The organism is Halalkalicoccus jeotgali B3 (assembly GCF_000196895.1).
Lineage (GTDB): Archaea > Halobacteriota > Halobacteria > Halobacteriales > Halalkalicoccaceae > Halalkalicoccus > Halalkalicoccus jeotgali.
The window spans coordinates 242363-263756 of record NC_014297.1 but is presented as its reverse complement, the minus strand read 5'-3'; the positions used below and the strand labels follow the sequence as shown (position 1 = coordinate 263756).

Below are 21394 nucleotides of genomic sequence, written 5' to 3'. Positions count from 1 at the left end.
CTGGTCGGCTCGATGGTCGGGAGCCTCGCGCTGATCTAGCCGTCGCCCCACACGTCGCTCAGCGGGTGGTTCGAGCGCTCCGCGGACGACGTCGACCCGCTCGGGGTTCGAGTCGTCCCCCGGTCGGTCCCCGGGGCGGGCGATCCGGTCCCCGAACCCGTACTCGCCTCGAAGGGTGGTAGATCGGGCGAACTCGTTCGCTCGACCTGCTCCGCGAACCACGGCGGCATCTCCCCCCGCGTGCGCTCGAAGAGGTCGAGCAGGCTCGAATCCGCCAGATACGTCGCCCCGTAGTCCTCGGGCGAGCGAACGACCCGCCCACAGGCCTGAATCACGGTCCGAAGCGCCGCCCGGTGGTACCACGCCCACTGGCCCCGTTCGAGGCGGTGGGCTACCCGCGAGTCGCGTGTGTTCAGGTAGGGAGCCTTAGAGAGCACCTGCCAGCGCGCCAGATCACCCACCAGATCGAGTGCCTCCTCCATCTTCACCGCCAGAAACACGTCCGCGCCCTCGCTTTCCTTCCACGCCTCGAGGGCGGCGTCGCGGTCCTCCCGATCGTGGGTTCGCACCCGGTCGCCAACGCCGAAGTCGGCGAGCAGCGAGGCGAGGCGCTCCTGAATCGCATAGGAGTGGGCGTGGACGAGGCCCTTCTCGTCACGGTGTTTTGCCATGATCCGAACGAGTACCCGGGCGATCTCGGGGATCGTCTCCTCGCGTTCGTCGTAGGTCATCCGCCCCTGCGTGACGTCGAACAGGGGTCGGTTCTCGACGGGAAAGGTGTGGCCGACGTCGACCAGCGCGACCCGGTCGGGGTCGAGACCGACGCCCCGACAGAACGCCGCCTTGTCCAGAATGGTCGCCGAGAGCAGGGCAAAGCGGTTCGCCCGCTCCCAGACCGTATGCGAGAGGTAGCGCTCGGGGTTCATCGGCTTGATCGACAGCAAGCGATCCTCGGCCTGATCGACCGCCCACGTCGTCGGGCTCTCGGGGTCCCGATGGTCCCTGACGAACCACTCGAGGTCCGCGATCAACTCCTGCAGGCGGTCGCGTTCTGCGGCCTCCTCGGGCGTGAGTTGTTCCGGGACGAGCAACTCGTCCTTGCGGCGGGTGCACGTTTGGGCGAGCGAGTCGGCGTAGCGCGCCGCACGCGAGACCGACTCCACCTCGGGGACCGAGAGGTCCGTCCACATGGGCACGGTTCGGGGCCCGAGGTCGATGGTCGCGTACATCTCGGCCCAGTCGGCGAGACCGTGAGCCTCGTCGATCACACAGACGTCCCGCGTGCGAAAGACCTCCGAGCCGGCGGTCTGCATGAAATAGGCGAGCGTCATCGCCGCGATCGTCCGATTGGAGGCGATCGCCCTATCGGAGAAGTACGGACAGCGATGTCTCACCGCACAGTCGTAGCCCCGCTCGCGCGCGCAGGGCGCGCGGTCGACCGGCGTGGTCTCCTCGCCCGGCAGGATGCAGGTGTAGTTTCCCTTCCCGCGGATGACCTGGAGGTCCGACAGCAACGGTTCGGTGGCCACGTCGTCGAGTTGCGAGACTTGCGGAGTGGTGTAGTACGCGCCAGTAGCCTGGCTCGGTTCGGCCTCCTCGGGGGTCCTCGCGGCCCCACAGATCGCGCGGGCCAGCAGGGACTTGCCGCTGCCGGTGGGCGCACGAACCAACACGACGTCGTTGCCGGCCTCGAAGGCCCCGCGGATCTCGCGGAGGGCCTCGCGCTGGTTGCCCCGGTGGGAGGGTGCGGGGAACTCGCTCTCGATGCGGGCGGGCTGCACCCTCGAAGACGGGGGCGGGACGGCCCTAAAGCTAGCGGCTTTCCGAGAGCGCGGCGACGTCCGCCGCCTCGGGATCGTCGGGCAGGCGCTCGATACAACCATAACAGAGGAAGTGTTCGGTGCCGTCCTCGAACTCGAGGATCATCCCGCCGGTCGGCTCCTGGGAAAAGGACCAGATATCGGCGATGCCGCCCGCGACGTGGACGTCCTCGCCACAGCAGTCACAGGGTGTCACGGATGCGGTTCGGGCCGCGTCGCCTAAACACCTCGTTCGCCCGGGTGTCAATGGGGTCCCCGGCGTCGATCTGCTGTCATGAGAAGAACAGTCCGTTAATAGACGTTTTCGCAGACGTATCACCGATGTTGCACGATCGTGGCCGGATTCGAAGACGGATAGCACTTGCGCGTGCCGGGAATCGGACCCCGGAAGGACGAGATCGGACTGCTCGGATTTCAACCTTATTAATAGCTATAAATATGGTTCTCCCACTATAGAGGAAAATAAACTATTTCAGAAAATTTTTCCGAAGTATTTTGCAATATCTATCGTTTTTATCGGGAAGAGGTGACCATCCTTTCGACAAGTTTTTATTCAACTATCTGAAATTGGGAGTATCGCGGTAGAACACGACTCATGAAAGACACTATTCGACCCAACGACACTCTCGATCGTCGGAGCCTTCTGAAGTACGTCGGCGCAGCCGGCGCCGTCGGCCTGGCCGGTTGTGCAGGCGGCGGCAACAACGGCGATTCGGGCGGTGGCGGCGGCACCTCGGGCGAGCTCTACTTCGCGCAGGTAAAGGGCGCGCTCGATTTCGACCCGATCGTCCTCAACGACGTCCCCTCCCAGCAGGTCGTCGGCCAGATCTTCGAAGGACTGTACACGTACAACGAGGACGCGACCGGGATCGAGCCCGCACTCGCGGCCGGTGAGCCCGAAATCGAGAACGACGGCCAGCGATACATCGTCGAACTCAACGGGGACGCGACGTTCCACAACGGCGACCCCGTGACCGCCGAGGACGCCGTCTACTCCTACGTCGCACCCCTCGAGGAGGAGACCGAAAACGCCGGCGAGGTCGACATGATCGACTCCGCCGAAGCCATCGACGAGCAGACCGTCCAGTTCGATCTGTCTTACCCTTACGGCGCGTTCGACTACACGCTGATCCGGGAGGTCGTCCCGCAGGCCGTCCGTGAGGAGGACCCCGACGCGTTCAACCACGAGAACCCGATCGGCTCGGGCCCCTTCCAGTTCTCCGAGTGGCAAGAAGGCGAGTACGTCCGCATCGAGAGTTACGACGACTACTGGGGCGAGAACGGTGCCGAGCTGGATCTCGTCGAGTTCAGCGGCGTCGAGGAACAGTCCACCCGCGTGACGACCCTCGAAACCGGCGAGAACGACGTCATCGAGACCATCCCGCCGCAGCTGTACGACCAGGTCGAGGGGATGGACAGCGTGACCATCGACGAGACACCCGGAATCGGCTACTTCTATCTCGCCTTTAACTGCGGGGAGGGACCGACCTCGGACCCGCTGGTGCGCGAGGCGGTCGATTACTGCGTCTCGCTCGACCAGGAGGTCGGCAACTACGTCGAACCCGCAGGCGTACGCCAGTACAGCCCCTTCCCCGAGTCCATCTCCGAGGGGTGGGACTTCCCGACCGACCAGTGGTCCGAGATCCCCCACGACCGGGACATCGAGCAGGCCCAGCAGCTCTTCGAGGAAGCCGGTGTCTCGATGGACTACAACTGGCGGATCATCGTCCCGCCGGACGACATGCGCGAGCAGATCGGCGTCGGCGTCGGCAACGGCCTGCAGGAGGCCGGCTTCGAGAACGTCGAGGTCCAACGTCTCGACTGGGGGGCCTTCACTGACGCGTACCTCTCGGGGGCCGAGGACGACTACAACCTGTACGCGCTGGGCTGGTCGGGTTCACCCGACCCCGAGGCGTTTACCTACTACATGTTCGCCCAGGAGAACGAGGGCGTCACCCAGGGGACCTTCTACCGCAACGACGAGGTCGACCAGCAGATCGTAGACGCACGCCAGTCGACCGACCGGGAGGAGCGACGACAGCTCTACATCGAGTCGACGACGACGCTCCTGGAAGACCGGGTCCACCTGCCCGCGTACAACCTGATCAACGGGTATGCGTTCAAGGATTACGTCTCGGGCTACCAGACCCACCCCGATTCGGGGACGCTACCGCTTGCGGAGTCGTTCGCGACGACGTCAGTCGAGTAGACGAACGGTCACAATTCGGAGACATTCGTTTTCGGATCGACGCGGTTATAACCGTGGCTGGGTTGAATCGAACTCATAGCGAGCGAACGATCATAAAAATATCAACAGAACAACTTCATGGGACTCCTTCGATACACGGCGTGGCGGTGCCTGCAGGCGATCCCCGTGCTCATCGGAATCGTGACGATCACCTTCTTTCTCACCAATGCGATCCCGGGCGATCCGGTGAGCATCATGCTCGGGCCGACCCCGAGCGCGGAGATGGTCGAACAGGTACAGGCCCGTTACGGACTGAATCAACCGCTCCACGAACGGTACTTCAGCTACTTAGCGGGCGTCGCACAGGGCGATCTGGGCCACAGCATCTACTACGACGTGCCCGTGTTGACGAAGATCATCGAGCGCCTGCCGGTGACGGCGTATCTGGTCTTCTCGGCGTTCGGGTTCGCGCTGCTGACGGCGATCCCGCTGGGCGTGATCTCCGCAAAGCGGCGCAACGAGCCGGTCGATCACGTCTCGCGGATCGTCGCGCTGATCGGCGTCTCGACGCCCTCCTTTTGGATCGGGCTGCTGTTGATCATCCTGTTTTCGTTCCAGCTGGGACTGTTGCCCGCGACGGGGCTGTTCCTCCCGTGGGCCGACCCCGCGAACGTCCGGGGGGCGGTGACTCAGCTCGATGTCGTCGTCGAGTCGCTCAAGCGACTTGTAATGCCGATGGTCGCGCTCGGAACGCTGCAGATGGCCTCGATCACCCGCATCGAGCGCTCCTCGATGGTCGACTCGCTGCAAAACGAGTACGTCAAACTCGCGCGCGCCTACGGCGTCGACGAGCGCGGCGTGGTCTGGAAACACGCGTTCAAGCCCGCACAGCTCCCGGTGATCACTATCGTCGGGCTCGGACTGAGCACGGCCCTTGGCGGGGCGGTGCTGATCGAGACCGTCTTCGAGATCAACGGGATGGGCCGGCTGGTCATCCAGGCGATCAACAACCAGGACTACCCGCTGGTGATGGGCACGACGTTCATGCTCGGGGCGCTGTATCTCGTCGGCGTCATCATCACGGACATCTCGTATGCGTACATCGACCCGCGGGTCACCTACGGTGAGAAATAATGGCAGTACACGAAACGCAGAGCGAAGAGGAGTTCACAGAGGAACCCTCCGAGGGCGGCGTCGACGAGGTCGAAGCCCGCGTCGGCCTGTCGTATACGCTCAAACAGGTCAAACGCGACTCGACGGCCCGGATGGGCTTTTACATCATCGCGTTCATCACGGCCGTCGCGGCCGTCGTCAGCGTCGATTACTACCTGCTCGATTACGCGATCGCGAAGTCGGTCCCGTTCTTCCATCACCCCGAGCGTGATCCCGAGGTGATCAACACGCTGTTGCCGCCGGTCGGGATGGAAAACGGGCTCGGCGCTGGCACCTGGGAGTACCCGCTTGGAACCGACCACCGCGGTCGTGACATCTTCACGCGGCTGATCTACGGGACCCGGATCGCGATGACCGTCGGGTTCATGGCGACGGCGATCGGGCTGGTCGGAGGCACCCTCGTCGGTGCGGTCTCGGGCTACTACGGGGGCTGGGTCGACGACGTCCTCCAGCGGATCACCGACACCATCTACGCCATCCCGTTTCTCGTATTGGTCATCGCGTTCATGTCGGCGTTCGGCCGAGACATCACGTACGCGATGATCGGGGTCGGGATCGCCTCGATCCCGGTGTTCAACCGGCTGATCCGCTCGCGGGTCGTTTCGATCCGCGAGGAAGAATACATCGAGGCGGCCAAGGCCGCCGGGGTAAAAGACAGGAACATCATCATTCGCCACATTATCCCCAATAGCTTCGCGCCGGTGTTGGTCCAGGCCACCCTGCAGGTCGGGGTGAGCATCCTCATCGTCGCCGGGCTGTCGTTCCTGGGTTTCGGCGCACAGCCACCGACCCCGTCGTGGGGTCAGATGCTGGCGGCCTCGCGAAACTACATGTTGCCGGCGCCGACCTTCAGCATCTGGCCGGGCATCGCCATCCTCGTCACCGTGGTCGCGTTCAACCTCCTCGGTGACGGGCTGCAAGACGCACTCGACCCGCGGATCAACAACTGACAATGAGCGAGGAACCACTACTGAAAGTAGAGAACCTGAAGACCCAGTTCTTCACCGAGGACGGAACCGTCCGGGCCGTCGACGGCATCTCCTTCGAGGTGTACGAGGGCGAGCTCGTCGGACTGGTCGGAGAATCGGGTGCCGGAAAGAGCGTCGCCGCCATGAGCATCATGCGGCTGGTCGACAGCCCCGGCGTCATCGTCGACGGCGAGGTGACGTTCAAGGGCGAGACCCTCATCGGCTACGAGGAAACCGACGACAGCGAGTCCGGCGAGCCCCCCGAACTCGTTCCCCGCGAGGGGATGCTCTCCGAGGAGGAGATGCGAACGCAGGTTCGCGGTCGCGAGATCGCAATCATCTTCCAGGACCCCATGGAGAGTCTCAACCCGGTCTTCACCGTCGGCTCGCAGATCCGGGAGTTCATCGAGCTCAACCGCGAGCTCTCGGACGAGGCGGCCAAAGCCGAAGCGGTCGAGATGCTCCGGGAGGTCGGTATCCCCGAACCCGAGAAGCGCTACGAGCAGTACCCCCACCAGTTCTCGGGCGGGATGCGCCAGCGCGTGCTGATCGCGATGGCGCTGGCCTGTGAACCCAGCCTAATCATCGCCGACGAGCCGACGACCGCGCTCGACGTCACCGTCGAGGGCCAGATCCTCGATCTGGTCGAGGAACTCCAGGCAAAATACGACACCGCCTTCGTCTGGGTGACCCACGACATGGGCGTCGTCGCCGAGATCTGTGACCGGGTCAACGTGATGTACCTGGGCGAGATCATCGAGCAGGCCGACGTCGACGAGCTGTTTTACGACACCGCCCATCCCTACACCGAGGCACTTCTGGCCTCGATGCCCCGACCCGACGAGACGACCGGGGAGTTAAACCCCATCCGTGGGGTGATGCCCGAGGCGATCAATCCGCCGTCGGGCTGTCGGTTCCACCCGCGATGTCCGGAGGCCCGCGAGGTCTGCCGGCGTGTCCATCCCGACCTCCGGACCGTCGGCGAGGACGGCGAGCGCGGGCGCGTCCACCGCGCGGCCTGCGTGAAACACGACGCCTTCGACGTGGGCTACGAAGGGAGCGAACCGCTCGAAAACGAGGCGACCGGCGGGTTCGAAGTCGGTCTCACGGGGGAGGGGAGCCGATGAACGACGCCGAGGAGCCGCTGGTGCGCGTCGAAGGGCTGACGAAACACTTCTCGAACGACGAGGGGCTGTTCGGCGGGTTCAAGCGTAATCCCGAGGGTGCCTTCCCGCCGGTGATCCACGAGCCCGAACGGGTCCGAGCCGTCGAGAACGTCTCCTTCGACATCAAGAAAGGCGAGACGCTAGGGCTGGTCGGTGAGTCGGGCTGTGGGAAGTCCACCCTCGCGCGCAACATCCTCCAGCTCATCAAACCCACGGACGGCACCGTCTACTTCAAGGGCGAGGAGCTGACCGCGATGGGCGGCGAGACGCTCCGGAAGAAACGCCGCGAGATGCAACTCATCTTCCAGGACCCCCAGTCCTCGCTCGATCCGCGGATGAAGGTCGGCCAGGTCGTCGAAGAGCCAATGGAAGCCCACGACATGCTCGACGACGAGGGTCGCGAGGCCCGCGCGAAGGAACTACTGGCAAAGGTCGGGCTCGACCCTCAACACTACAACCGCTATCCCCACGCCTTTTCGGGGGGCCAGCGCCAGCGGGTCAACCTCGCGCGTGCGTTGTCGGTCAACCCGGATTTCATCGTCTGTGACGAGCCGGTGAGCGCGCTCGACGTCTCCATCCAGGCGCAGGTCTTGAACACGATGCGCGAACTCCAGGAGGAGTTCGATCTGACCTACCTCTTTATCGCCCACGACCTTTCTGTAATTCGTCACATATCCGATCGCGTCGCGGTGATGTATCTCGGGCAGCTGGTCGAACTCTCGGACAAGGAGGAACTCTACGAGAACCCCCAACACCCCTACACGCGGGCGCTGCTCGAATCGATCCCGGTGCCGGATCCGCGTGCGAGGGGCGAACGCGGCGTGCTCGAGGGCGACGTGCCGAGCCCGATCGACCCGCCCTCGGGCTGTCGCTTTCGCACGCGCTGTCCCGAACTCATCGCGCCCGACGAGTACGACCTCGCGGACCGGGAGTGGGAAGAAACCCGGGCGTTCATGCGCGCGGTCGACCGCCGCACGACGGAGACGGACGACCCCGAAAAGCTCCGCCGGCGTTTCTTCGAGGGAGTACCCGCCGGCGAACCGGGCGAGATAATCGAGACGGCACTCGACCACATAGAACGCGAGGAGTGGGACGGGGCCGCGCAGTTGCTGGTCGCGGAATTCGCCGAGAAGAGCGTCTGCGCGCGGGAGGTCCCCGCCTACGAGATCAGCCCGGAGTACGGCACCGGCACTCACTACGCGGCCTGCCACCGCCACCGCGAGGACGGCGTCCGGTTAGATCCGGAGACCGGCGAGCCCGTCGAACCGGGAGCGAACGCGTCCGGGGTCGAGCCCGGATCGGAGTCCGAGGCAGCCGTCTCGGACGACTGAGTCGTCTCGACTCTCGCGAGAGTCGGGACGATCGCTACTCGACGGTAATCGTCGTCGCGTCCCCGGGGCCGTCGCCGTCGGTCGTCGTCAGCGAGACGCTGATGGTGTGTTCGCCCGGCGTGGCGGGTTTGGAGGCGTGCAGGCCGTCGATTCCCTCCGCACGCCGGAAGTGGCCGTTCCAGTGCTGGACGACCCGCTTTCTCTCGCCGCCGCGAAACGCGAAGGTGTTGGGCGAGCGATCCACGTACCGGGGTTCCTCGGTCGCCTCCAGTACGCCGTCGACGCGCCACTCCCAGAGCCGCCGCTCGACGGTGGGAACCGTGATCGGCAGCGGGAGGCGATTGCGGAACTCGACGACGATCTCGACGGGTTCGCCCCGTCGATACCGGTCTCTCGGGGTCTCGACGGAGACGCTCACCGCGCGCCTGGCCAGCCAGTTCGGGACGAACTTCGAGAGCGCGCTCGTGAGGTAGTTGGTCGTCTCCTCGAAACCCAGTCTGTCGTCCCCGGAGCGGTGGCGTGGCTGTGGCACGCTCGATCAGCGCTCGGGCGAAAAAGGGGTGGTCGACGATGCGTCGCTCATGGGGCGCGTTGGGCGGGGAGGACCTTGCCGGTGTCGATCCGGCAGGCGGTCAGTCGTCAGCGGAGATCGGGGTGCCGTCGGCGGCCGTCGGGGCGGGGCTCTCGCCTTCCGCAAAGGGGTACCACGACCCCTTCGCGTCGTCCATCCACGGGTCCTCGTAGGAACTCTCCTCGGGTTCGGCGAGTTCGACGAGGCTCTCGACGCCTGTGTTTTCGACCCACTCGCGAAAGGACTGGCCCGGAGAGCGGTGGGCGCCGTAGGCCTCGACGAGTTTCTTGATCACCATCGGTGCCTCGTCGGCGGGGACGCGCTGGTGGATCCACTCGATGAACGAGGGGTTTTCCCCGATTCCGCCGCCGACGCCGATATCCAGCGCCTCGACCATCTCGCCGTTCTTGCGTGCGCGCATGCCCTGCAGACCGATGTCGGCGGTGAGCGCCTGCCCACAGTCGGCCGTACAGCCCGAGTAGTGAATATGAATGTCCTCGACGTCGTCAGGGAGGTCGCAGTTCTCGCGCAGCCAGCGGATCGTTCGCGCCAAACGGGCTTTCGTCTCGGTCAGCGCCAGCGGGCAGAACTCGGTGCCCGTACAGGCGATCGACCCGCGCTGGAACGGGTGGGGCTCGGGCGTGTGGGTCTCCAGTACCGGTTCGGAGAGCAACGGGTCGAGATCGGCCTCGGGAACGTCCATGATCAGGGGATTCTGCCGGCGGCTCAGGCGTACCTCCCCGCTTCCGTACTCGCTCGCGCAGTTCGCGATCGCGATGGCCTCCTTCGCGCGCAGGCGACCGACCGGGACGCTCAGACCCACGTAGTACTCGCCGTTTTTCTGCTCGTGGACGCCGACGTGGTCGCCGCCGCGACAGGTCCCGGCGTTATAGGTGTACTCCTCGCGGAGGTCCGCGCCCGCGGTCCGGAGCGCGAACTCGACGTACTCCGCTTGGAGGGTCGCACGGATCTCCTCGACGCCCCAGTCGTCGACGAAAAAGCGCGAGCGGGACTTCTGGCGGTTCTCGCGCTGGCCGCGTTCCTGATACAGTTCGACGAAACCTCGCACCACGTCGTAGGCCTCCTCGGGCGTGACGAACACGTCGAGCGAGCGGGCTTCCCGGGGCTGTCTCCCTCCGAGACCGCCGCCGACCCGGACGTTGTAGCCTTTCGTTCTGCCTTTCTCGGCGGGTTCGAGCCCGATGTCGTTGATCGAGTCCTGGGCACAGCCCTCCCGACAGCCCGTCACCGAGACGTTGAACTTCCGAGGGAGGTTTGCGAGAGTATCGTCCTCGCGCAGGTCGGTATTCAGCCGTTCGAGCAGGTCCCGCGAGTCGATGAATTCCTCGGCGTCGAGCCCGGCGACCGGGCAGCCGGCCATGTTGCGCATCGAGTCGCCCCCCGACGATCGGGAGGAGACGCCAACCGATTCGAGTTTCTCCCAGATCGCGGGGACGTCCTCGAGCTTGATCCAGTGCAGCTGGACCGACTGGCGGGTCGTCAGGTCGAGAAAGCCGTTGCCGAACTCGGGGTTCTCGGCGGGGCCGGTCGCGTAGTCGCGGGCGACCTCGCCGATCGCGCGCAACTGGCCGGGGCGCAACACGCCGCCGGCGTTCTGCAGGCGCAGCATGAAGTAGCTCTCCTGGCCGTCGCGCTGGTGGAAGACCCCCCAGTGTTTGAACAGCGAGAACCACTTCTTGCGTTCCCCCTCGGGGATCGTCTCCCAGCCGCCCGCCGCGAACTCGAGGATCTTCCCGCGCAGCTCCTCGCCGTAACAGTCGTCTTTCCACTGTTCGATCTCAGGCGCCACGACCGCCCACCTCAGTTGGATGAATGTCCGATAGTTTGACCATGTAGACCACCTTGAAGGACTCTCACGTCGAATACTGTTTGGATCGGACTAATAACGCTATCCACTAGACAATCCAGTCACTTCGCTAGACCTCTATGAGGTCCCCCATCCCACGTACGTGGATTAGCACGTATAAGGTACTATCCGGAAAGATTCTCTGAATCAAAGACTTTCAGCTCGATAATACCAGTAATTTCTATTTCTCGATGCATTAGTGAGATATATCGGAAAGCGCTGTCGTATTCCGCCACGTCCGACCTTATACGTCCTACGAGACATCCCCCATCACCGGGTTCCGTCTCGTGTGATCCCCCGTTTATTAACACTATCACCGAAGAGGTTATTACGGAGACTCGGGCAGATTCGGTCGAGATTTACCATGTGTACAGTGGAAATACGCGAATGTATGGATGATCGTAAACAAAATTCGACTGCTATCGGCGGTTCGGGGGGTGACCCGGAGTGATCGACGGGAAGTGGAAGAATCTGCTCCTCGCGACGGTCATGTTCAACCTCGGGTTCGTGATCTGGTTCTCCTTTGCCCCCTTTACCGGCGGGATCGCGGCGGAGTTCGGCCTCTCGGTGGCCCAACTCGGGATCGTTTCGAGTGCGGCGGTCATCGCTGTGCCGCTGGGACGGATCGTCATCGGGCCGCTCACCGACCGATTCGGCGCGCCCGTGACGGCCGGCTGTACGATGGTGCTCGTTGGGACGTTCTCGATCGTCAGCGCGTTCGCCCAGACCTACGAGGTGTTTACCGCCTCGCGGATCGTCGCATCGCTGGCGGGGATCACCTTCGTCATCGGCATCCAGCACGTCGCCGAGTGGTTCGAGGAGGAGAACCTCGGCACCGCAGAGGGAATCTTTGCCGGGATCGGCAACGCCGGGGCGGGGCTTGGCGCGTACTTCACGCTCCCGCGGGTCTTCGGCGAGAACTACGCCGGACCGCTGTTCTCGACGAACTGGCGGGCCGCGTTCTTCTACACCGGGGTGTTGGCGATCGGCGTCGGGATCGTCTACTACCTCGTCGGCGACGCGGCCAAAAGCGAGGCCAAGCGACAGGCGACCAGGGAGGGCACCAGCGTAGACCAGTGGCTCTACATCGCGACGCGCTACGGGGCGGTGGTCCTCGCGGCCGCCTACGTCATGACCTTCGGGCTCGAACTCGCGATGAACGGCTGGCTGGGCACCTACTACCGCGAGGCGTTCGGTCAGAGCGACATCGTGATCGCGGCGACGTTCGCGGCGACGTTCTCGGTCGCGGCGGGACTGTTGCGGCCGATCGGCGGCTACGTCAGCGACGTCGTCGCGCGCAGGGAGATCGAACTCCTGCCGTGGTTCGCGGGGCGCTACCGCGAGCAGTGGACCTTCTCGACGCTGGTGTTCGTCACGGTGGCGATGGTCGGGATGACCGGGGCCGGCCTGACGGGCAACATCTACGCCGCCGTGGCGGCCGGCTTCCTCGTCGGACTGGGCTGTGCCTTCGCCGAGGGGGCGATCTTCGCACAGGTCCCCGCGATGTTCCCCAACAGTTCGGGCACCGTCACCGGAATCGTCGGCGGGATCGGCTCCTCGGGCGGCTCGATCTACCCGCTCGTGTTCTCGGCGGCGTTTCTGCCGAACCTCCACCTGGGATACGTCGTCGTCGCCGCGACGATGCTTCCCATTCTGGCGCTGTGTGCGTGGGTGTTCCAACCCCACGTCGCCGAGCGGGCGACCACGGGTGGCTGGTTCGTCGAAAAGCCGGATACAGGCGCCACTTCGACCGTCAGCGGCGACGACTGAAAGGCGGATGACGATGCCCGTCGTGGCTGGCCCCGTGAGCGCGCCGCGGCGATCGACAGAACGCGATCGGAGACCGTTTTGGGCGAATTCGAATCTGTGGCGTGAGATCTGGACGGTCGTTTCTCTCGGCTATGGATCGTCGGAGATACCGTGACTTAGTACCACGATAACTTTACATACACGGATAGTATACGGAGTGTATGGCGACGAAATCGCAAGTATCGGCGGCAACCCTGTACGGATGTGGAACCCTCACGTTAGAACAGGCGGCCCGGGCGGCGGGAGTGTCGAGCGACCGGATGCGCGCGTGCGCCCGTGGCCTCGGGTTTTAGTCGCCGCGGGCGACGGCCGGGCGTTCTGGTGACTCCGTGGGTGCGAGCAACCCGACCGCACACTGCTTGTAGTTCGGTTCGTCCGAGCGTGGATCGGTCTCGGGGAGTGTGAGTTCGTTGACCGCCGGGTGGTGGATCGGCAGCCAGACCATCCCTAGCGGGATGCGGTCGTCGGCCTCGACGCGTGCGGTGACCGTCCCGCGTCGCGAGCGGACGTCGAGGAGCCCGTCGCGAACGCGCTCGGCGGCGTCCCGCAGGGTGTCGGGGTGGAGGCGGGCGACCGGCGGTTCGGGCGACCCGTTCCGCGTCCGCACCCCGGTGTTGTACTCGTCGGCCTTTCGGGCCGTGGTCAGCGTCAGCGGGTACTCTTCGTCGGTGGGTTCGGGAACTTTTCCACGAGTGCCCGTCGAGAAGCGAGCCTTGCCCGAGATCGTCTCGAAACGCCAGCCTTCGTCGGTACGGTACCGGTAGCCGCCGTCGCTCGTCGCGTCGGGCGCGGGCCAGCGGACCGCGAGTTCCGCCTCGAGCCGCGCGTAGCTGATCCCCGAGAGGTCGGCGGGCGTCCCGCGGGTGAGCGCGGCGAGTTCCTCGAAGACCCGTTCGGGGTCGAGCGGCGGGCGCTCGAAGCTCCGGGGGGCGAGTTCACGTCCGATCGCGCCGATGACGTCCAGGTCGGATCTGACCCCGCTCGGGAGGTCGGTCGCGGCACGCACCCGCGAGACCGTCCGCTCCATGTTGGTCGTCGTCCCCTCCGATTCGCCCCACGTCGCCGCCGGGAGAACCACGTCGGCCAGCCGGGTGGTCTCGGTCTCGAAGGCGTCCTGAGCGACGAGGAAGGTGTCCTCGAAGGCCTCGCGGGCACGCGCCGCGTCGGGAAGCCCGGCGACCGGGTTCGTCGCGACCGTATAACACACCTCTACGTCCCCGTCGGCCATCGCCTGCCCGATCCCGACGGGTCCCGGCCCCGGATCGGCGGGCAGGCGCTCGACGGGGACGGTCCACGCCTCGGCGACGGCCCCGCGATGGTCGGGATCGGAAAAGTCGCGGTGGCCGGGCCAGGTCCCCTTCGCGGAGCAGACCCGCGTCCCCATCGAGTTGGCCTGCCCCGTCAGCGAGAACGGCCCCGAACCCTCGCCCAGGTTGCCCGAGGCGAGACAGCAGTCGATCAGCGCGCCTGTCGTCGCGGTCCCCTGGGTGCTCTGGTTGACGCCCATCCCCCAGTAGACGAGGGTTCGCTTCTCGAATGCCGCCGCGAGCGTCTCGATCGAATCGAGCGAGACGCCGGCGTTCGCGGCGGCCTCGCGGGTCGTCGCCAGTCCGGCGGCGAGATCCTCGAATCCCTCGGTGTGCTCGGCGACGAACGCCCGGTCGATCCGGTCGGTCTCGATCAGACGGGCCAACACGGCACGCGCGAGCGCGAGGTCGGTGCCCGGTTCGGGCGCGACGTGGACGTCGGCGTGATCCGCGCTCTCGCTTTCGACGGGGTCGACGACGATCAGTTCGCTCTCAGTGTTTCTGAGCCACCGAAAGAGCACGGGGTGGGCCACGGCAGGGTTGGCCCCCCAGAGCAGGTGGACGTCGGCCTCGGGGATGTCGTCGTACGTCGGCGGCGGGGCGTCGCTGCCGAAGGCGTCGTAGTAGGCGGTGACGGCGCTGGCCATACACAGGGTGGTGTTGGCGTCGTAGTTGCGGGTGCCGAGCGCCCCGCGGGCGAGTTTTCCCAACAGGTAGGCCGCCTCGTTGGTCTGCTGGCCGCTTCCCAGCACCGCGACTCGGTCGGGGTCGCGCGCCCGGGCCGCGGCGAGTCGGTCCGTGGCGATTCCGAGGGCCGTATCCCAGCTCGTGGGGACCAGTTCGCCCTCCTTCCTGACGAGCGGCCGGGTGAGCCACTCACCGTCGGGTTCGGCGGTCTCTCGCAGGCCGCGTCCACAGGCCAGCCCCCCGTTGGTCGGGTGAGCCGGATCGCCGCTGATTCCCGCCAGCCCGTAGCCCCGGTCCGCACCGTGTTGGAGGTGTCCACAGCCGACCGCACACCGCATACAGGTCGTCGGGATGGGCTCGCTCATCGGTCTATCGTGGACGGATCGTCCAATTTTACTCTTATCTTGTGAGCGTTCATCGTTCCTATCGGTCTGTAGCGGACGATCGGCTGAAAAAAGTACTCCTTCATGGGTAGGCGTGTCCTAGAACGCCCTATAACGGTCGTGGTCTCAGTCGGCGGGTTCGATCGCGACGATGGCGTCGTGAGGGACGTAGGCGACCTGCTCGCCCGCCGCGTCGTAGAGCGCGACACCGTAGACCAGCTCCTCGAACCCGTAGCACTCGACGCGATCGAGGTCCTGCCCGTCCTCGCTCGTGTAGGTCGCGACAAGCGGCGTCTCCGAGAGGGTCGGTTCGCCCTCCCGGAGGGCCGCGAGTTCCTGCTCGATGTCGCGGATCCGGGTCTGGTAGCGCTTTCCCCGTCCGCTCCGCTCGCGGCCACGTTTCGTATCTGGCATACCTCCAGTAGGGGACAGAGGAGCTTAACCGTCGAGGTAGCCCATCGCCACCTCGTCTGCCACCGGGTCGAACGAGCGATAGAAGCGCCCGACCGCCCCGAAGTCCGCCGGCGTCACGAGCGCGAGGACGTCGTCGGCTTCGGTCTCGAGATCGGCGACGACCTCGGGTGGGGCGACGGGCGCCGCGAGCGCTACCCGTCGCGCGCCGCCCGCGCGGGCCTGTCGGATACAGGCGACGGCGGTCGCGCCGGTCGCGATCCCGTCGTCGACGATCAACGCGGCCTCGCCGGCGAGATCGAGCGGGCCGCGCGATCCTCGATACCGGTCGCGCTTCTCGCGGGCGGCCTGGGCCTCGCGGGCGGCCCGTGACTCGACGTAAGCCTCGGGGACGTTCAACTGGTGGATCAGCGCGTCGTTTCGCCAGAGCGAGCCGTCGGCGCCGACCGCGCCGATCGCGAGCTCGGGGTTGTCGGGCGCGCCGACTTTGCGCGCGACGATCACGTCGAGGGGGATCGACAGTGCGTCGGCGACGGCCCGCCCGACCGGGAGGCCGCCACGGGGGATCGCGAGCACGCGGTCGGCACTCACGCCACGGTCTTCGAGCAGGTCGGCGAGGCGCTCGCCGGCGTCGGTTCGGTCGGCAAACGGGAGAGCGCTCATAACGGGCGTAGGACGCGGTGGGTATTCAATGGGGTCGTCTTTTTGTCTCTCTGTCACGTCCGTCGAGTATGGAGGTGGACTGTGCGGGCTGTGCGGGCTGTTGTATCGACTGGCGCGCGCTCTCCGGGGCCGAGATCGAACACGAGCGCCGCGGGCCCCGCAAACCCCTCGACGACGCCTACAACCTCGTCCCGCTGACCCGCGATGACGTCCGGGGGTTCCTCGAGGCGGGACTGGGCGACGCCATGACCCCGCGCCTCTGGACGGCCGAGGCGGGCGTCGAGATCGACGGAACGACGCTGGCGGCGATCGACGACAAACCCGTCTTCTTCGTCGGGCTCAGGAAGCCACCCAAACCGGTCGGGCCGTTCGACCGACCCCCGACGTGGCTACCGACCTGTGCCTTTCTCGATCCGACGACCCTCCAGTGTCGGATCCACAGTACGGAAACCTACCCCGAGGAGTGTGCGGAGTACCCGGGCCACAACCTCGCGTTGGAGGCAGAAACCGAGTGTGAGCGCGTCGAGGACGCCTTCGGCGACGAGCGCCTGCTCGACGGGACGGTCCCCGACGACCTTTCGGGACTCATGCTCGGTCCCCAGGCGCTGGGCCAGAAGCTGTTCGTCCACCCCGAGCCGGATCGAATCGAAGGGATGATCGGGCGCATACGGACGGGCGAGGCGACCGACGCGGATCGCGCGGAGTTCGTCGCGTGGGCGCGCGCGAGCGCTCCGGGAACGGTGACCCACAACCGGGCGGTCTACGAACGCGAGCGGACGCGGGTACTCGAAACGACCTCGTGGGTCGGCGAGTCCACCGCCGAGTGGAAGCGCCGGGCGGGCGAGGATCCGAACCCGGAGTTCGCCCGAGGGGTAGAGGAACGACGGGGCGCGCCGGGGACGCCGGGCTGGGGGGAGTGAGCGCTCGGCCCGGCCGGGCCACAGTATAAGGAGCGTCCGTCCCACGTTCGGGTATGCACGTGCTGGTGACGGGGGCGACCGGGTTCGTCGGCGAGCGACTGGTAGAGCCGTTGCTTTCGGCGGGCCACGAGGTCCGGGTGTTCGTCCGCGACGCGGCGGACTACCGGGGGCCCCGCGAGGTCGACGTCTACGAGGGCGATCTCCTCGAACCCGAGACGATCCCGCCCGCCCTGGAGGGGATCGACGCCGTCTACTATCTGGTCCACTCGATGAAATCCGGCGGAGAGTTCGAGGAGATGGACCGCAAACTCGCCGCAAACGTCCGCGACGCGGCCAGCGAGGCCGGTGTCGAGCGGGTGATCTACCTCGGGGGGCTGGGCAAGGAGGCGGACGAACTCTCGGGACACCTGCGTTCGCGCCGCGAGGTCGAGTACGTCCTCGAGGAGGGCGAGTACGACCTGACGGCGCTTCGGGCGGCGGTGATCATCGGCGGGGAGAGCGCGAGTTTCGAGATGATCGAACAGCTGGCGAGCAGACTGCCGGTGATGATCACCCCCCGGTGGGTCCGAAACGACTGCCAGCCCATCGCCATCGACGACGTGATCGCGTATCTCGTGGGCGTGCTCGAGGCGCCCGAGACGGCCGGTGAGACCTTCGAGATCGGCGGGCCGGACGTGATGACCTACGAGTCGATGCTGCGGGTCACCGCCGAGAAGCTCGGCAAACGCCTCTACATCCTTCCGGTGCCCGTGTTGACGCCCACGCTGTCGGCCTACTGGGTCAGCCTCGTCACCGACGTCGACCGGGACGTCGCCCACGCGCTTGCGGCCGGGCTCAAAAACCCCGTCGTCGTTACCGACGACCGGATCCGCGAGTCCCTTCCCGTCGAGCTGACACCCTTCGAGACGGCGGTCTCGCGGGCCCTCGGGGAGGAGTGATGGCCAGGAGTTCGACGCCGGAACCGGAGTTCGGCGAGACGTGGACCTACGAGAGCATCGTCAGCGCCCTGCCGGGGATCGATCTCTCGGACCGGGTGGCCGTTGCCTTCCAGCTCGCGCTCTTTCAGGTCGGCGTGTTCGCCCTCGCGGCGGTCTACGACGCGTGGTCGGCCGCCCTCGTGGGGACCGCCGCCGTGATCGTCGCCGCGGGCGGCAGCGTCGTCATGCTCCGGATGGGCGCGCTCGTCCGCTCGGTTTCGGTCTCCGGGTCCTACCGGAAGCTGCTGTTTGGCTCGAACGTCGAGGTCGTCCTCAGCGTGCTCGCGTTTATCGCGCTCGTGACCTACCTACTCGTGGTCGATCCCCGACAGTCCGCGACGCCGCTTTTGAACGAGCTGTTCGGGCCCGAGCCACCGATGGTTCTGGTCTACTTCGCGCTGTTGGTGTGCTGGGACCTCTGTTATCGGATCGGCGCGAGCTGGTGGATCGGCGTCGTCTCGCTGTGGCGCACGCTTCGCTATCCAGTTGATAGCGAGACAGGGGCGACGCTCGGCCAGGTGGACCTCCTCAACGTCGGCTTCGGCCTGCTACAGGTGATCCTCGTCCCGTTCGTCCTCGATCACCCGTCGCTGGTCGTCGCGCTGGGTGGACACATCCTCGCGGTGACGACGTTCTCGGGATCGTCGTATCTGATCGCCAGAAGCCGGCGTTAGCTCGATTTGATCCGCCGGAACTGGTCCAAAAGCGCCTCCGCGGACTCTCCCGAATCGAACTCGAGTTTTCCGTGGTATTCAGAGCGGTCGTCGTCGAAGTCCGTATCGACGGTTGCGTTCTTCTTCTCTCGGCGCTCGTGTTCGTCGTCGTCGTAGGCACCCATTGACATTGCGAACCACACTCAATCTTGGAAATCCCGGTGTATTAATGTAACGGACGATCACACTGTCGCGGGTCGGAACGCTAAACCGCTCCGACTCCCTGAGATATATCGTGGCCCGCCCGCTTCGCTTTCGACACTCCCCCCAGTCGTGGTCCGTAGACCGCCTCCATCGCGACCTGTTTCGCTCGCTCGACGACGCCATGGGCGCGCGCTGCTCGACACCGTGGTACCGGTCGCCCGCGGGGTACGACGCCCGCCGCTTCGACATGGACAACGGCGATACGGCGCTGTTCGTCTGGGACGACGGGGAGGCCTACTGGCTGGGCAACACCGAAACGCCCAGTGCGCTCTGGCGAACCGAGAAGTACACCTTCGACGAGGTGCCCTACCCCGTCGCGCGGTGGGCCCAGCGCGAACTGCTCGCCGAACTCCACGAGGGCGAACCGTGGCTCGCCGCCTACCCACACCTCTCGTGGTTCTTTCTGCCCGTCTTTTGCTCGAAGGACGGCCGCGAGACCACCCGGGCGTTCTTTCGCGATCACGCCGCCGGCTTTCCCGACACCAGTCGGGAGGACGCCTGTGCGTTCTACGAATCGGTCCTCCACCCGGGCGTCCTCGACGAGTATCGCTACACGATGGCGAGCAAACTGGGGACCAGCCAGCGCCTCGATCCCGTCCGCATGAGCGCGACGATGAGCGAGTTCACCGTTGCACACCTCCTGGCGCGGGCCGGCTACGGGATCGTTCCCGAGATCGAGGTGACGACGGGCCACTCGATCGACTTCCGGGCCGAGAAAGGCGAGACGGGGACCCTCGTCGAGGTGACCCGGCCCCTACCGCCGACCCACCGGGCGGCAAGCACCGCGGTCGCCGCCGTCAGGGAGACCGCCGAGACGAAGACCTCGGGCCAACTGGCAGAACACGGCGGGGGGATCACGCTCTTCGTCGACTGTTCGTCGTTTCGTGACGACGAGTGGGCCCAGGTCCGTGGCGAGAAGCCCTCGGTCGGCCATCGCCCGGCGGTGGTCTTTCGGGTCCGGCCGTCGGGGTGGACCGAGGCCTACGCGAAGGGGTCGGTGCCGATCGAACTCGACGACGTCGAGTGGGTCTAAAACGAGACCGGGACGTGGCCGTTGGTGCCGGGCGGTTCGGGGTCCCGGTCGGTGTAGCCGACACGACCGATGGCCTCGCTTCCCATCCCGGCATAAACGGCGTACCGGGCCTCCTCGGCGCTCTCGAACGTTTCCTCACCGGCCACGCCCAGGACCTCGCCGACCGTCTGTGAGCCGCCGGCCAGTTCGAGGGTCTGCTCGCCGTATCGGTCGATCAGTTCACGGGTCGTCGCGGGGTAGCTGTGGTCGTCGAACAGCGCGTCGGTGCTGGTGTAACACATCGTACCCCTATCTGGATGAACGAAGATTATAATGATTGTCCATAAACGGCCTTTGATACTTCTAGGCGTATAATGCACAAGGACTTCGAATGAGGAGCCGTAGCGAGAGTATGGTGTATGCCGACCTCCACGTCCACACGACCGCCTCCGACGGGGCGATGGCGCTCGCGTCGGTTCCGGCGGCGGCCCGGAAGGCGGGCGTGGCGGTCGTCGCGATCACCGACCACGACCGGACCCACCCCGACCTGGAGGCACCCGTCTCCGAACGCGAGGACGTAACCCTCATCCGGGGGATCGAACTCCGGGTGGACTCGCCGAAGGGGGCGGTCGATCTGCTCGGCTATGGCGTGCGCGAAACCCCCGCCCTCGACGGGCTCGTCGAGTGGATCCAGACCAGCCGAATCGAGCGCGGCGGCGAGATCATCCGCCGGGTCGAGGACCGACTCGGGATCGGACTCGACCTCGAACCCGCCCCCGGGCTGGGTCGGCCACACGTCGCCCGCGCCATCGCGGCCCACCCCGAGTCAGGGTTCGATTACGAGGGGGCGTTTGCGGAGCTGATCGGGGCGAACTGTCCGTGTTACGTCCCGCGAAAGATCCCCGACTTCGAGCGGGGGCTCTCGGCCCTACGCGAGTCGTGTGCGCTCGTCGGCCTCGCCCATCCCTTCAGATATCCCGACCCCGAGGCTGCCCTCTCGCTCACGCGCGAGCTCGACTGCGTCGAGCGGTGGTACCCCTACGGGCGGCCCGTCGACACCGACCTCCTGGATCGGGTCATCGAGCGAAACGGGCTGTTCGCGACGGGAGGGAGCGATGCCCACGACGACCGGCTGGGGCGGGCGGGGCTCGACGAAGTCGCCTATCGGGAGATCGACGCTCGGCTGCCGTAAACGGAGCCTTCAACCGTGTGCGAACCCTACAA

At 66.0% G+C, this 21394-nt stretch carries 20 protein-coding genes; 11 read left to right on the top strand and 9 right to left on the bottom strand.

Annotated elements, in window-relative coordinates:
• Positions 1-35 precede the first annotated feature (35 nt).
• Together HACJB3_RS01280 and HACJB3_RS01275 are read right to left on the bottom strand one after the other, a co-directional pair.
• Complete coding sequence (locus tag HACJB3_RS01280; RefSeq protein WP_008418723.1) at positions 36-1781, bottom strand: helicase C-terminal domain-containing protein; 1746 nt, start codon at positions 1779-1781, stop codon at positions 36-38.
• A 31-nt stretch (positions 1782-1812) separates the two neighbouring features.
• A complete protein-coding gene (locus HACJB3_RS01275) occupies positions 1813-2016 on the bottom strand; it encodes a DUF7561 family protein (protein WP_008418724.1) in 204 nt (67 codons plus the stop codon).
• 399 nt (positions 2017-2415) lie between these two features.
• Here HACJB3_RS01275 and HACJB3_RS01270 point away from each other — a divergent pair, with 399 nt between their 5' ends.
• From HACJB3_RS01270 to HACJB3_RS20965, 5 genes are all read left to right on the top strand, one after another.
• A complete protein-coding gene (locus HACJB3_RS01270) occupies positions 2416-4029 on the top strand; it encodes an ABC transporter substrate-binding protein (RefSeq protein ID WP_008418726.1) in 1614 nt (537 codons plus the stop codon).
• Positions 4030-4146: 117 nt separating this feature from the next.
• Positions 4147-5142, top strand: a complete 996-nt coding sequence (locus HACJB3_RS01265; RefSeq protein WP_008418728.1) for an ABC transporter permease — start codon at positions 4147-4149, stop codon at positions 5140-5142.
• Positions 5142-6131, top strand: coding sequence for an ABC transporter permease (locus HACJB3_RS01260; protein ID WP_008418730.1), 990 nt, complete (start codon positions 5142-5144; stop codon positions 6129-6131). Before HACJB3_RS01265 ends, HACJB3_RS01260 begins: the two co-directional genes overlap by 1 nt.
• Positions 6132-6133: 2 nt before the next feature.
• Positions 6134-7276, top strand: coding sequence for an ABC transporter ATP-binding protein (locus HACJB3_RS01255; RefSeq protein ID WP_008418732.1), 1143 nt, complete (start codon positions 6134-6136; stop codon positions 7274-7276).
• Complete coding sequence (locus tag HACJB3_RS20965) at positions 7273-8646, top strand: ABC transporter ATP-binding protein (protein ID WP_013199329.1); 1374 nt, start codon at positions 7273-7275, stop codon at positions 8644-8646. The genes HACJB3_RS01255 and HACJB3_RS20965 overlap by 4 nt, the downstream gene beginning before the upstream one ends.
• A gap of 34 nt (positions 8647-8680) precedes the next feature.
• Here the strand turns inward: HACJB3_RS20965 and HACJB3_RS01245 are convergent, their stop codons facing one another.
• Positions 8681-9178, bottom strand: coding sequence for a hypothetical protein (locus HACJB3_RS01245; RefSeq protein WP_008418747.1), 498 nt, complete (start codon positions 9176-9178; stop codon positions 8681-8683).
• Positions 9179-9278: 100 nt separating this feature from the next.
• The gene (locus tag HACJB3_RS01240; protein WP_008418748.1) at positions 9279-11027 is read right to left on the bottom strand and encodes a nitrite/sulfite reductase; all 1749 of its coding nucleotides are present in this window, start codon (positions 11025-11027) and stop codon (positions 9279-9281) included.
• 504 nt (positions 11028-11531) lie between these two features.
• Here HACJB3_RS01240 and HACJB3_RS01235 point away from each other — a divergent pair.
• Complete coding sequence (locus HACJB3_RS01235; protein WP_008418750.1) at positions 11532-12854, top strand: MFS transporter; 1323 nt, start codon at positions 11532-11534, stop codon at positions 12852-12854.
• A 328-nt stretch (positions 12855-13182) separates the two neighbouring features.
• Here the strand turns inward: HACJB3_RS01235 and nasA are convergent, their stop codons facing one another.
• From nasA to HACJB3_RS01220, 3 genes are all read right to left on the bottom strand, one after another.
• A complete protein-coding gene (nasA, locus tag HACJB3_RS01230) occupies positions 13183-15252 on the bottom strand; it encodes an assimilatory nitrate reductase NasA (protein WP_008418752.1) in 2070 nt (689 codons plus the stop codon).
• Between the two features lie 144 nt (positions 15253-15396).
• Positions 15397-15684 (bottom strand): hypothetical protein, encoded by a 288-nt coding sequence (locus HACJB3_RS01225; RefSeq protein ID WP_008418754.1) that lies wholly within the window; start codon positions 15682-15684, stop codon positions 15397-15399.
• A gap of 24 nt (positions 15685-15708) precedes the next feature.
• On the bottom strand, positions 15709-16344 hold the full coding sequence (locus tag HACJB3_RS01220; RefSeq protein ID WP_008418756.1) for a phosphoribosyltransferase: 636 nt from the start codon (positions 16342-16344) through the stop codon (positions 15709-15711).
• Between the two features lie 68 nt (positions 16345-16412).
• Between HACJB3_RS01220 and HACJB3_RS01215 the strand changes: the two genes are divergently transcribed.
• The 3 genes from HACJB3_RS01215 to HACJB3_RS01205 are packed head-to-tail and all read left to right on the top strand — an operon-like array spanning position 16413 to position 18915.
• Positions 16413-17264, top strand: coding sequence for a YkgJ family cysteine cluster protein (locus HACJB3_RS01215; RefSeq protein WP_008418758.1), 852 nt, complete (start codon positions 16413-16415; stop codon positions 17262-17264).
• 53 nt (positions 17265-17317) lie between these two features.
• A complete protein-coding gene (locus HACJB3_RS01210; protein WP_008418760.1) occupies positions 17318-18202 on the top strand; it encodes an NAD(P)H-binding protein in 885 nt (294 codons plus the stop codon).
• A complete protein-coding gene (locus HACJB3_RS01205; protein ID WP_008418762.1) occupies positions 18202-18915 on the top strand; it encodes a DUF7530 family protein in 714 nt (237 codons plus the stop codon). The genes HACJB3_RS01210 and HACJB3_RS01205 overlap by 1 nt, the downstream gene beginning before the upstream one ends.
• Here the strand turns inward: HACJB3_RS01205 and HACJB3_RS20065 are convergent.
• On the bottom strand, positions 18912-19085 hold the full coding sequence (locus HACJB3_RS20065) for a DUF5786 family protein (protein WP_008418764.1): 174 nt from the start codon (positions 19083-19085) through the stop codon (positions 18912-18914). The two genes, HACJB3_RS01205 and HACJB3_RS20065, sit on opposite strands and share 4 nt — an antisense overlap.
• A 104-nt stretch (positions 19086-19189) precedes the next feature.
• Between HACJB3_RS20065 and HACJB3_RS01200 the strand changes: the two genes are divergently transcribed.
• Positions 19190-20191 (top strand): DUF5784 family protein, encoded by a 1002-nt coding sequence (locus HACJB3_RS01200; RefSeq protein WP_008418766.1) that lies wholly within the window; start codon positions 19190-19192, stop codon positions 20189-20191.
• Here HACJB3_RS01200 and HACJB3_RS01195 read toward each other — a convergent pair.
• On the bottom strand, positions 20188-20472 hold the full coding sequence (locus HACJB3_RS01195; protein ID WP_008418768.1) for a DUF5789 family protein: 285 nt from the start codon (positions 20470-20472) through the stop codon (positions 20188-20190). The genes HACJB3_RS01200 and HACJB3_RS01195 overlap by 4 nt on opposite strands.
• Before the next feature lie 110 nt (positions 20473-20582).
• On the opposite strand from HACJB3_RS01195, the gene HACJB3_RS01190 reads away from it, so the two are divergent.
• Positions 20583-21362 carry a PHP domain-containing protein gene (locus tag HACJB3_RS01190; protein WP_008418770.1) on the top strand — a complete coding sequence of 260 codons (780 nt, stop codon included), beginning with the start codon at positions 20583-20585 and terminating at the stop codon, positions 21360-21362.
• Positions 21363-21394 lie beyond the last annotated feature (32 nt).